Source organism: Bacillus sp. JST-5, from assembly GCF_057747715.1.
The window spans coordinates 1-12,969 of the sequence record NZ_JBYLHW010000070.1; the positions used below are offsets into that span (position 1 = coordinate 1).

Consider the following 12,969-nt stretch of genomic DNA (forward strand, 5'->3'; position numbering starts at 1 on the left):
AAAATTCCATCCTACGATTCAGAGGCCACCAAACGAAAGCGCGGTAGCCCCTAAACCCCAACATTTGACATAGAACCTTCTTTTTCCTGATATATTGACCACGCCTTTTTAATGCAATATTCGAGTTTTTCCTTCATAATAATATTGAATCATTTGACAAGAACTAAGGGGATGATGACCGATGAAAGAAAAACATATTTTGTTATGTGTGACTGGAGGTATTGCTGTATATAAAGCAGTAGCACTTACCAGTAAATTAGTTCAATCAGGTTTTCATGTGAAAGTAATTATGACGGAAAGTGCAATGAAATTTGTTACTCCTCTTTCCTTTCAATCAATTTCGAGAAACGAAGTTTACATAGATACATTTGATGAAAAAAATCCGAGTGTTATTTCTCATATCGATTTAGCAGATTGGGCAGATTTAGTCATTGTTGCTCCTGCAACTGCAAATGTAATTGGGAAAATGGCAAATGGAATTGCCGATGATATGGTTACAACAACGCTTTTGGCAACAACAGCACCTGTTTGGTGTGCACCAGCGATGAATGTTCATATGTATGATCATCCGGCCGTTAAACAAAATATCGATACTTTATATCAAAGAGGTGTACGTTTCATTGAACCAAGTGAAGGCTACTTAGCTTGTGGATATGTAGGAAAAGGAAGATTAGAAGAGCCGGAAAAAATTGTGCAGCTTGTAAAAGATTATTTTCAACGGAAAAACGAACATTGGTTGGAAGGTAAAAGAATTGTAATAACAGCAGGCCCAACGAGAGAAAAAATAGACCCTGTTCGTTACATAACTAATTTTTCTACTGGAAAAATGGGATATGCGATTGCAGAAGTTGCAAATAATTTAGGGGCCAATGTAACACTGATTTCTGGGCCGGTTCAATTAGAACCACCTAAACAAGTAGAAACCATTTACGTGGAAAGTGCTGAAGATATGTTTCAAGCTGTGATGAAACAATATGATAATGCGGATATTGTCATCAAAACAGCGGCGGTAGCAGATTATCGACCTAAACAAGTGTTTCAGCAAAAGATGAAAAAGAACGATGAGGATGCTGTTATTACATTGGAGAGAACAAAAGATATTTTATTTGAACTTGGTAAAAGAAAAAAGGATCAAGTTTTAGTAGGATTTGCGGCGGAAACGAACAACGTTGAAGAATATGCACGCAAGAAATTGGAAAAGAAAAATGCAGATATGATTATTGCAAATGACGTGACAAAAGTAGGTGCAGGATTTGGTTCTGAAACCAATATTGTTACCATTTTTAAACGAAACGGGGAAAAAATAGAGTTGCCGCAAATGTCAAAAAAGGATGTTGCTTACGAAATTTTGAAAGAAATTCATAAATGGATGGATCGGTCATGAACAATATTGCATCTGTTATTGTAGACGTTCCGACTTTTCCAACTGATAAGCCGTTTGACTATTTAATACCAGAACGTTGGATAGGAATCATTCAACAGGGAATGCGAGTCATTGTCCCTTTTGGCAATCGGCAAGTATTAGGATTCGTTCAAGAATTAAAGAGTGAATCTTCTTTTCATGAATTAAAAGAAATTATTGAACCGATGGAATTGAGTCCGTCATTAAACGATGAATTGTTGCAATTAGGGGACATATTAACTAGAGATACGCTATGTTTTAAAATTGCTGCATATCAAGCAATGTTACCAGCAGCATTAAAAGCAAAATATAAAAAGTTAGTAAGAAAAACATCAAATTTAGAAGATGATAGTTTATCAAAAGAAATGAAAGATTTATTCCATCAACAGGAGACGGTTGAATGGGATCGATGTATTCAAATTCTATCTCCTAAAACTATTTATGACGCTGTACAACAAGGATGGCTCGAAATAACTTACGATATTCGTGACAAAGTAAACAGAAAAAAAGTGAAATTCATCCAACCCGCAGTCTCGATTGATGACCTAAAAAAGGAAGAAGAGAATTTAGCCAAAACGGCAAAAAATCAAAAAAAAATTATTCAATATTTTCAAAATCAATTTGAACCGGTTGAATTGTCGACTCTTTTGAAAGAATTAGAGGTAACAAGAAGCTCGATTCAGCCTCTATTAAATAGAGGTTTATTTCAAATTTTTGATCAAGAAGTTTATCGAGATCCTTATGATAATAAAAAATTTAAACAAACTAAACATTTACCATTAACAGATGAACAGCAAAAAGTTATCACACCTATTCATCAGGCGATTTTCGAAGAGAGGCATGAAGTGTTTTTATTATTCGGGGTAACAGGAAGTGGAAAAACAGAAGTATATTTACAATCTATTCAAAAAGTACTGGATCAAGGGAAAGAAGCGATTGTATTAGTTCCAGAAATTTCATTGACACCACAAATGGTACAAAGATTTAAAGGAAGATTTGGGAATTTAGTAGCTGTTCTCCATAGTGGGCTTTCAGTCGGTGAGAAATATGATGAATGGAGAAAAATTCAAAGAAAAGAAGTAAAAGTAGTAGTTGGTGCGAGATCAGCCATTTTTGCTCCATTTGAAAATTTAGGCATTATTATCATTGATGAAGAACACGAAACAAGCTATAAACAAGAAGAAAACCCTCGATATCATGCAAGAAATATCGCCATTGAAAGAGGAAAATTTCATCATTGTCCTGTCGTTCTTGGCAGCGCAACACCGTCATTAGAATCATTTGCCAGAGCGAAAAAAGGTGCATATCACTTATTGACGTTATCTCACAGGATGAATAAACAGTCACTTCCCTCAGTAGAAATTGTTGATATGCGAGAGGAATTACGAAACGGCAATCGTACGATGTTTTCCACATTACTGATTGAAAAAATGAAAGATCGATTGAAAAAAAAAGAACAAATTGTCTTGTTTTTAAATAAAAGAGGACATTCATCTTTTATCATGTGTAGAAATTGCGGGTTGGTTGCCAATTGTCCTAACTGTGAAATCTCCTTAACGTACCATCGCGTAACAGAACAACTGAAATGCCATTACTGTGGGTATGAAGCTATAGTGCCGACAAAATGCCCAGATTGCGGTAGTACACATATACGCTATTTTGGGACAGGTACACAAAAAGTGGAAGAACAGTTGCAAAAATTGTTACCGGAAGCAAGAATTATTCGAATGGATGTAGATACTACATCAAGGAAGGGAGCCCATGAAAAATTACTAGCTGCTTTTGGAGAAGGAAAAGCGGATATTTTACTTGGAACGCAAATGATTGCTAAAGGGTTAGACTTTCCGAATATCACTCTAGTAGGTGTGTTGTCTGCTGATACTATGCTACATTTACCTGACTTTCGTGCTTCAGAAAAAACATTTCAGCTATTAACCCAAGTAAGTGGACGAGCAGGTAGGCATCATTTGGAAGGTGAGGTTATCATCCAAACGTATACTCCTAACCATTATAGTATTGTCCTAGCTGGTGAGCAAAACTACGAACAATTTTACTTGCAAGAAATGAAATTGAGAAAAATTGGTCAATATCCTCCTTTTTACTATTTAGTGTTAATCAATATAGCTCATAACGATCTATTAAAAGTTGTTAATATTGCGGAAAAAATTAGCCGTTTTTTACAAAACTCTTTATCAAAAGATTCTATTTTATTAGGACCTACTGCATCACCAATCGCCCGAATAAACAATAGATATCGATATCAAGTTTTGATAAAATACAAACGTGAATCACATTTACTTGAAACTTTAAGAAAAATCATCCACCATTATGAAATCGAGAAAAAAGATAAAAATTTATCTATTTCGATAGATTTAAATCCTTTTTCTTTCATGTAAAAAGAGAGGAAGTGAATTTGTGATTTTAAATATAGTATTACATCCTGCTGATATATTAAATAAAAAAACAAAAAAGGTGGAGGCTTTTGATTCCTCATTACATCAATTGTTAGACGATATGTATGAAACAATGGTTCATGCAGACGGAGTTGGGTTAGCAGCTCCACAAATCGGAATTGACCAACAAATTGCGATTGTAGAAACTGGTGAAGAGAACGGACGATTAGAAATGATTAATCCTGAAATCGTATATTCTGAAGGTGAAGAAATAGGCATCGAGGGCTGTTTAAGTATTCCAAATGTTTATGGTGACGTTATTCGCTCTTATAAAATTCGATTGCGCGCCCAAGATCGATTTGGAGAAGAATTTGAAATGGAAGCAGAAGGCTTTTTCGCACGAGCTATTCAACATGAAATTGATCATCTTCATGGGATTTTGTTTACTTCTAAAGCAAAAAGGTTTTATACAGAAGAAGAACTGGAAAGGATGACGGAAGATTGACAAAAATAGTTTTCATGGGAACTCCTGCATTTTCAGTTCCAATATTACAACAGCTAATTGATGATGGCTATGAAATTATTCAGGTTGTTACACAACCAGATCGACCAGTAGGAAGAAAAAAAGTTTTAACTCCTCCACCGGTAAAGGTAGAAGCGGAAAAACACAATATTCCTGTTTTCCAACCTGAAAAAATTAGAGAAAAAGAGCAATATGAAAAAATATTATCATTAGAGCCGGATTTGATTGTTACAGCTGCTTTTGGACAAATATTACCTAAGGAATTGCTAGATGGACCAAAATATGGTTGTATTAATGTTCATGCATCATTACTCCCTGAATTAAGAGGGGGTGCACCAATTCATTATGCGATATTACAAGGTAAGAAAAAAACAGGTGTCACCATCATGTATATGGTGGAAAAATTAGATGCGGGTGACATGATCAGTCAAGTTGAAGTTGAAATAGATGAGAGAGACCATGTAGGGACATTACACGATAAGTTAAGTGCAGCTGGAGCTAAATTATTGAGTGAAACAATTCCTAAATTATTAAATGGAGATATTACTCCCATCAAGCAAAACGATGAAGAAGCGACATTCGCCTATAACATAAAACGTGAACAAGAAAAAATTGATTGGGGCCGTTCTGGAGTAGACATTTATAACCATATCCGAGGACTTCATCCTTGGCCAGTGGCTTATACTACTTTCCAAGGTAGTGTTTTAAAAGTTTGGTGGGGTGAAAAAATAAGCATTAAGTCTGACAAACAGCCTGGAACGATTATTAAAGTAGAAAAGGATGGATTAATTGTTCAGACAGGTGATGATGTTTCTATTAAAATCACTGAATTACAACCTGCTGGAAAAAAGAGAATGTCAGCGGAACAATTTTTAAGAGGAATCAACGTAGATCGATTAGTTGGTACCGTCTTGGGGGATTAAGATGAAAAAAAACGCACGTGAGATTGCATTGGAACTTTTAGAGTCTATCGAAAAACAACAAGCATATAGCAATTTATTATTAAATAATGCGATAAAAAAATATCATCTTGAAAAGGCGGATGCGAGATTATTAACAGAACTCACTTATGGAACCCTACAAAGGAAGATGACATTAGATTATTACCTGAAATCATTTTTAAGGAAAGGTAAAATTGACCTTTGGGTTCGTCAATTGCTAAGACTCTCACTATACCAAATGGTCTATTTAACGAAAATTCCAGATCGGGCAGTAATTCATGAAGCTGTAAATATTGCGAAAAAGAGAGGACATAAAGGAATTGCTTCTTTCGTAAATGGTGTGCTACGTAGCATTCAACGAGAAGGTATTCCATCTTTGGATGAAATTAAGGATGATTTAGAACGAATTTCCATTGAAACAAGTCATCCACTATGGCTCGTAAAACGATGGGTTCGTCAATTTGGAGTTGAAAAAGCAAGAGAAATTTGTGAAGAAAATTTACGCACACCTGTTCAAACGGGGCGTGTGAATGAATATTTAACAGATGTGGAAGAAGTTATTTCTATATTAAATGAAGAAGGATTTGAAGTAAAAAGAAGTGAAATTATTCCTTCTGCCATTAAATGTTTAAGAGGAAATTTAGCAAACTCGGACGCTTTTAAAAATGGATTATTAACCATCCAAGATGAAAGTTCCATGCTCGTTGGATATGTTCTATCTCCAGAGAAAGGTGAACATATTTTAGACTGCTGTGCAGCACCTGGAGGAAAATCTACCCATATTGGTGAACTATTAAAAAATACAGGTTCTGTGACTTCTTTAGACTTACATGAACATAAAGTAAAGTTAATAAAAGAAAATGCAGAACGATTAAAACTTTCAAATATTAAACCACGTGTATTGGACAGTAGGGAAGCATCTAAAGTTTTTGAAAGTGAATCATTTGATAGAGTCCTTGTAGATGCTCCGTGTTCCGGATTAGGTGTCATTCGGAGGAAGCCAGATATTAAATATGTAAAAACAGAAGAAGATGTATATGCATTAACTTCTGTACAGTTTCAACTGTTAGATGAAGCATCCAAACTCGTGAAAAAGGGCGGACGGTTAGTTTATAGTACTTGTTCCATTGACCATGATGAAAATGAACAAGTTTCTAAAAAGTTTTTAGAAAGTCATCCTGATTTTCAAGCTGATATAGAGATCATCAACCGTGTTCCTAAACTCGTTCAGCCGTTTGTTCAAAACCATATGATTCAAATATTACCTCAAGACTTAGGAAGCGATGGATTTTTTATCGCATGTTTTAGAAAGAAGGTGTCATCATGACCAAATCAACATTAGAAGGAAAAGAAGTTCAGCTTAAATCGCTTTATTCTCTGCAGTTAGAAGAATTAAGAGAATGGGTAGAAAAAGAAGGAGAAAAAAAGTATCGTGCCGACCAAATTTTTGAATGGTTATATAAAAAGAGGGTCGATTCCATTGAGGAAATGACGAATTTACCAAAAGGCTTCCGAGAAAAATTAAAGGAACGATTTACATTATCTCCTTTAAAGACGATTGTAAAGCAAACATCAAAGGATGGAACAATTAAATTTCTATTTGAACTTTCGGATGGCTATTCGATTGAAACTGTATTAATGAGACATGAGTATGGAAATTCTGTTTGTGTGACAACACAAGTCGGCTGCAGAATTGGTTGTACGTTTTGCGCTTCAACATTAGGCGGTTTAAAGCGAAATTTAGAGGCAGGAGAAATCGTCTCACAAGTACTTAAAGTGCAAAAAGTATTGGACGAAACGAATGAAAGAGTTAGCCAAATAGTTGTCATGGGAATTGGTGAACCATTTGATAACTATGAAGGACTCCTATCATTTTTAAAGATTGTCAATCATGAAAAAGGATTGAATATTGGTGCAAGACATATTACTGTATCAACAAGTGGAATCATTCCGAAAATTTATAAATTCGCTGATGAGAAACTTCAAATTAATTTTGCTGTTTCATTACATGCACCAAATAATGAGCTTCGCAGTAAATTGATGCCGATAAATCGTGCATATAAGCTGCCTGATTTAATGGAAGCGATCAAGTATTATATCGAAAAAACCGGTCGAAGAGTGACGCTGGAGTATGGTCTTTTTGGCGGAGTAAACGATCAAGTGGAACATGCGGAAGAATTAGCTTCTTTGATTAAAGGTTATAAAGTTCATGTGAATTTAATTCCAGTTAACTACGTGCCTGAACGAAATTATGTAAGAACCCCTAGAGAACAGATTTTCTTATTTGAAAAGACCTTAAAAAATCGTGGCATTAATGTTACGATAAGACGTGAACAAGGACATGATATTGACGCGGCTTGTGGGCAACTCCGTGCGAAGGAGCGGAAAGAAGAAGCGAGGTGAATGGGATGAAGGCTGTATTTTTATCTGACCGTGGGAAAATTAGAACTCACAACGAAGATAACGGTGGCGTATTGGTCAATCAAGCGGGTATATATTTAGCATTTGTTGCAGACGGTATGGGTGGACATCGAGCGGGGGACGTTGCTAGCTCGCTTACTTTAAAAAAATTAAAAGAATATTGGGATGATACTGATTCATTTTCAACTCCTGAAAGTATCGAAGAATGGTTTATAGAACATATAAACAGGCTAAATCAATATATTTTTCAAGAGGCAGGAAAGAATCCAGAGTGTCAAGGAATGGGAACAACGATCGTAGCAGCTATTGTAACCGAACAATTTGCTACGATTGCCAATGTTGGTGATAGTCGTTGTTATATATTAAACGACGAGGGATTTAAACAATTGACGGAAGATCATTCATTAGTAAATGAACTGGTAAAGACTGGACAAATTTCTAAAGAGGATGCCGAAAACCATCCTCGGAAAAACGTCCTTCTTAGAGCTTTAGGAACTGAACCGTCGGTAGAAATTGATATAAAAACAATCACTTTTGAAGAAGGTAACTATTTATTATTATGTTCTGACGGACTTTCTAATAAATTATCGAACCAAGAAATGGAACAAATATTGTTAAAAGACTGCCCCATTAATGAAAAAGCTCAAGAAATGATAGACTTGGCCAACCAATATGGGGGAGAGGATAATATTACGTTAATTATTCTTGAGTTTAATAATGGCACTAAGGCTGGGTGAATAAAATGTTAATAGGAAAACGAATAAGCGGACGCTATAAGATCATAAATCTTATTGGCGGCGGCGGTATGGCAAATGTATATTTAGCCCGTGATATGATTTTAGAACGGGATGTGGCGATCAAAATATTAAGATTAGATTTCTCTAACGATGAAGAATTTATTCGTCGTTTTCGCCGTGAAGCTCAGTCAGCAACAAGTTTGGCTCATCCTAACATCGTAAACATATATGATGTGGGGGAAGAAGAAGATATCTATTACATAGTCATGGAATATGTGGAAGGATTGACGTTAAAGCAATACATTCAAAATCATTCGCCTCTAAAAGTACAAAAGGCGCTGGACATTATGAAACAATTAACGTCAGCAATTGCACATGCCCATCAAAATCATATCATTCATCGTGATATCAAGCCACAAAATATATTAGTAGATAAAAATGAAAATGTAAAAATTACTGATTTTGGTATTGCTACTGCTTTAAGTGCAACAACTATTACTCATACGAATTCGGTTCTAGGTTCTGTTCATTATTTATCACCGGAACAAGCCCGTGGGCAAATGGCGACAAAGAAATCAGATATCTATTCATTAGGTATCGTTATGTTTGAGTTATTAACAGGTAGACTTCCATTTTCTGGTGAATCTGCCGTTTCGATTGCACTAAAGCATTTGCAAAATGAAACACCTTCTCCAAGACAATGGAATCCGGATATTCCGCAAAGTGTTGAAAATATTATTTTGAAAGCAACGGCTAAAGACCCACATTATCGATATGATAGTGTTGAAGAAATGGAAGAAGATTTACATACCTCGCTAGATCCGGATCGCATCAATGAACCTCCATTTCGAGTACCAGTTGACGAAGAAGCAACAAAAGCAATTCCGGTCATAGCTGATGAGAAACCATTTCGAAACTTAGAAGAAACAAAAATTCACGATAAAGAAAATCAAAATAATGAAAATGGGAAAACTGAAGAAGCGGTAAAAAAGGACAAGAAAAACAATAAGAAAAAGAAACGAAAAATTATTATTGCCTCTATTTTAGGTGCTATTGTGTTATTAGCATTATTTACGTTCATCATGTTTCCTGGAATATTCGGTCCTAAACAGATAGAAGTTCCAGACGTAAGAGAACTTGAGTTGGAAGAAGCTATAGAAAAACTAACTGATGCTGGACTTGAAATTGGCGAAACTTTGGAGCTTACCAGTGATGAAATCCCTGAAAAACATGTGATAAAGACGGATCCGAAACAAGGTCGAAAAGTTAATGAAGGTACTAAAGTAAATATTTATATTAGTACTGGAAAGGAAAAACTATCTTTCTCCGATTATCGTGGTAGAATGTTTGATGATGTCGTCGAAATATTAAAAGATGATTATAAAGATATATTAAAAGAAGAAGTATTTGATGATAGTGAACCAGGAACTATTATAGATCAAGATCCTAAACCTGATGAAGAAATTGTACCAGAGGAGACAGTGATTACATTTATCGTAAGTAAAGGGCCAGAAACCTTTAAGTTAGCAGATTTAAAAGAATATAGCGTAAATGGCGTCAATGATTATGCTGCTACCCATGGTTTAAAAGTTGATATGACAAATGAAGAATATCACGATACGATTCCAAAAGGGTATATTATCTCTCAAGATCCACCTCCAGGAACGGAAGTGAAAAAAGGAGATACGGTTATTGTCGTCATATCGAAAGGCCCAAAAGAACAACCTCCTAAGCAAGTTTCGAGAGAAGTGAAAATTGAATATACAGGAAGTGAGGGTACTCCTCAAACCATTCAAATTTTTATTGATGATATGAACAATGATTATCAAACACCTTCTCGCACTTTTACAATTACTGAGACAAGGACGGTTCGCCTAGAATTTCTCATTGCTCCAAATACACAAGGAAAATATAAAATTACGAGAGATGGAGAAGTTGTGGAAGAAGAAATCATTCATTATCCAAACAACTAGCAATAGAAAAAGGAATGAGACAAGAGGAATAGCTTCATACTTGTTTCATTCCTCTTTTTCAATCGAAAAAAATGAAACGAAGGAGTGATGCTATGGCAGAAGGGAAAATTGTAAAAGCATTAAGTGGATTTTATTATGTAAAAACGGGTGAAAATATTATTCAATGTCGCGGAAGAGGAGTTTTTCGTAAACAAAAGATTACCCCATTAGTAGGGGATTATGTGGTCTATCAAGCTGAAAATGATGAAGAAGGATATATATTAGAAATTAAAGACCGAAAAAATGAATTAATTCGTCCACCCATTGCTAATATTGACCAAGCATTTCTCGTTTTTTCAGCCGTTGAACCTGATTTTAATACAGTCTTACTTGATCGGTTTCTTGTTATTATTGAGTCAAAAGGAATTGTCCCTATTATCGTTATTACGAAAATGGACTTAGCAGATGAAAAAATAAAAGAGTCTATAGAGAAGTATGCAAACATTTATCGTAACATTGGCTATGATGTTATTTTAAGCTCATGTAAGACGAAAGAGGGAGTAGAGTCGCTTTTTCCATTTATTGATGGAAAAATTTCTATGTTTGCAGGACAATCAGGAGTTGGAAAATCGAGTTTATTAAATGCTTTACGACCTGATTTACAATTAAAAACCAATCATATCTCCCATCATTTAGGGAGAGGAAAACATACCACTCGTCATGTAGAGCTCTTAGAAGTTCAGAATGGATTAGTAGCAGATACACCAGGATTTAGCTCTCTTGAATTTATAGATATAGAACTTGAAGATCTACCGTTTTATTTTCCTGATATTAGAAAAGTAGGGGAAAATTGCAAATTTAGAGGTTGTCTACATTTGAAGGAACCAAATTGTGCAGTGAAACAGGCAGTTGAAACTGGAGAAATAGCGTTATTTCGCTATCAACATTATCAAAGTTTTATAGAAGAAATACGTGATAGAAAGCCGAGGTATTGACATGATTAAAATTGCACCATCAATTTTATCAGCAAATTTTGCAAAATTAGGAGAAGAAATTAAAGAAGTTGAAGCTTTAGGAGCAGATTATATCCATATTGATGTAATGGATGGCCATTTTGTTCCAAATATTACTATGGGACCGTTAGTTGTTGAAGCTATCCGTCCAATTACCGAATTAACGTTAGATGTTCATTTAATGATTGAAAATCCCGCACAATACGTAGAAAACTTTGCTAAGGCAGGAGCAGATATTATCTCTGTACATGTAGAAAGTGATCCCCATTTACATAGAACGATTCAACATATTCGTGCTTTAGGAGTGAAACCAGGAGTTGTTATAAATCCTGCTACTCCAGTATCTGCTATAGAACCAATATTACCTGATGTGGATTTAGTACTGCTGATGACGGTTAATCCAGGTTTTGGCGGACAAAAATTAATTCATTCTGTTCTACAAAAAATTAATCAAGTGAAAAAATTAAAAGACCAAAATGGATGGTCATTCGAAATTGAAGTAGATGGTGGTGTAAATCAAGAGACTGCAGCATTATGTATTCAAGCAGGAGCAGAAGTTTTGGTGGCAGGATCGGCTATTTTTAATGCAGAAAATAGAAAAGAAGCCATTCAATTGATTCGCGGCAAACGTTAAAGGGTGCATTTATATGAAAATTTATTTAGTTGCAGGCGGCCCTTCTCAATACATTCCAAGTTTAAAAGATTTTCATCAAGAAGATGTCGTTTGGATTGGAATTGACCGTGGTGTTCGATATTTATTAAATGAAGATATTCGACCTAACATTGCTATTGGTGATTTTGACTCTATATTATCTACAGAGTTGGAATTATTTCGTCATGTTGTGCCTTCACTGAAAATTTTTAAGCCGGAAAAAGATGAAACAGATATGGAACTTGCTCTTCGTTTGGCTCTAGAAAAAAATCCTGTGGAAATGAAGATTTTTGGAGCAACTGGCGGACGATTGGACCATTTATTTGCGAATATTCATTTATTATCTTGGATTTTGAAAGAAAATCCAGAACTCTCCGTTGAAGTGATTGACCGACAAAACATTGTATTTGTAAGAAAACCTGGAACCTACCATTTACCTAAAATCTTTGACATGAAATATGTTTCATTTATACCGTTATCAGAAGAAGTAAAAGATTTAACATTAGTAGGATTTAAATATCCATTGAAAAATAGGAATATTTTATTTTCATCTACACTATGTATAAGTAATGAACTTATTCTAGATTATGGTACTTTTTCTTTTTCCGAAGGCATATTAATGGTTGTAAGGAGTCGTGATGATTAGAACTTAATCTTTAGAAGGATGTACATCCATGAATCGTTTGAATATACTGTTAAAAGATTCAAACGAATGAAGTTGAGTCTGGTCAGATGCATGAGGAGGGACGTTGGATGAAATTTTACACAATTAAATTGCCGCGTTTTTTAGGTGGAATTATTCGGGCACTGTTAGGGACATTTAATAAAAAATAATGATTCGGTTACTTCAAGTTTTAAGGACCTATCTTGAACAGGATGATTGTTTTATCTGCCCGAATGGAAGGAAAGTCTTGTTTAAAAAGTATCAAACCAAA

At 35.0% G+C, this 12,969-nt stretch carries 12 protein-coding genes; all 12 read left to right on the forward strand.

Annotation, left to right across the window (positions count from 1 at the left end; translation table 11 throughout):
- Positions 1–181: 181 nt before the first annotated feature.
- Entirely contained in the window at positions 182–1,384 is a 1,203-nt protein-coding gene (gene coaBC / locus AC3ASS_RS11955) for a bifunctional phosphopantothenoylcysteine decarboxylase/phosphopantothenate--cysteine ligase CoaBC (protein WP_488283753.1), read from the forward strand.
- Complete coding sequence (priA, locus tag AC3ASS_RS11960; RefSeq protein WP_488283754.1) at positions 1,381–3,798, forward strand: primosomal protein N'; 2,418 nt, start codon at positions 1,381–1,383, stop codon at positions 3,796–3,798. The genes coaBC and priA overlap by 4 nt, the downstream gene beginning before the upstream one ends.
- A gap of 19 nt (positions 3,799–3,817) precedes the next feature.
- Positions 3,818–4,300, forward strand: coding sequence for a peptide deformylase (gene def / locus AC3ASS_RS11965; protein ID WP_488283755.1), 483 nt, complete (start codon positions 3,818–3,820; stop codon positions 4,298–4,300).
- Positions 4,297–5,241 (forward strand): methionyl-tRNA formyltransferase, encoded by a 945-nt coding sequence (gene fmt, locus AC3ASS_RS11970; protein ID WP_488283756.1) that lies wholly within the window; start codon positions 4,297–4,299, stop codon positions 5,239–5,241. The genes def and fmt overlap by 4 nt, the downstream gene beginning before the upstream one ends.
- 1 nt (position 5,242) lies before the next feature.
- Positions 5,243–6,586, forward strand: a complete 1,344-nt coding sequence (gene rsmB, locus AC3ASS_RS11975; protein ID WP_488283757.1) for a 16S rRNA (cytosine(967)-C(5))-methyltransferase RsmB — start codon at positions 5,243–5,245, stop codon at positions 6,584–6,586.
- Positions 6,583–7,662 carry a dual-specificity RNA methyltransferase RlmN gene (rlmN, locus tag AC3ASS_RS11980; RefSeq protein WP_488283758.1) on the forward strand — a complete coding sequence of 360 codons (1,080 nt, stop codon included), beginning with the start codon at positions 6,583–6,585 and terminating at the stop codon, positions 7,660–7,662. Before rsmB ends, rlmN begins: the two co-directional genes overlap by 4 nt.
- Positions 7,663–7,667: 5 nt before the next feature.
- On the forward strand, positions 7,668–8,417 hold the full coding sequence (locus tag AC3ASS_RS11985) for a Stp1/IreP family PP2C-type Ser/Thr phosphatase (RefSeq protein WP_488283759.1): 750 nt from the start codon (positions 7,668–7,670) through the stop codon (positions 8,415–8,417).
- Positions 8,418–8,422: 5 nt separating this feature from the next.
- Entirely contained in the window at positions 8,423–10,390 is a 1,968-nt protein-coding gene (gene pknB / locus AC3ASS_RS11990) for a Stk1 family PASTA domain-containing Ser/Thr kinase (protein ID WP_488283760.1), read from the forward strand.
- Between the two features lie 92 nt (positions 10,391–10,482).
- Positions 10,483–11,364: a ribosome small subunit-dependent GTPase A gene (gene rsgA / locus AC3ASS_RS11995; protein ID WP_488283761.1), complete on the forward strand. Its 882-nt coding sequence runs from the start codon at positions 10,483–10,485 to the stop codon at positions 11,362–11,364.
- Between the two features lies 1 nt (position 11,365).
- Positions 11,366–12,016, forward strand: a complete 651-nt coding sequence (rpe, locus tag AC3ASS_RS12000; RefSeq protein WP_488283762.1) for a ribulose-phosphate 3-epimerase — start codon at positions 11,366–11,368, stop codon at positions 12,014–12,016.
- A 13-nt stretch (positions 12,017–12,029) separates the two neighbouring features.
- Entirely contained in the window at positions 12,030–12,680 is a 651-nt protein-coding gene (locus tag AC3ASS_RS12005; protein ID WP_488283763.1) for a thiamine diphosphokinase, read from the forward strand.
- A 107-nt stretch (positions 12,681–12,787) separates the two neighbouring features.
- The gene (gene spoVM / locus AC3ASS_RS12010) at positions 12,788–12,868 is read left to right on the forward strand and encodes a stage V sporulation protein SpoVM (protein ID WP_488283764.1); all 81 of its coding nucleotides are present in this window, start codon (positions 12,788–12,790) and stop codon (positions 12,866–12,868) included.
- Positions 12,869–12,969: the final 101 nt, after the last annotated feature.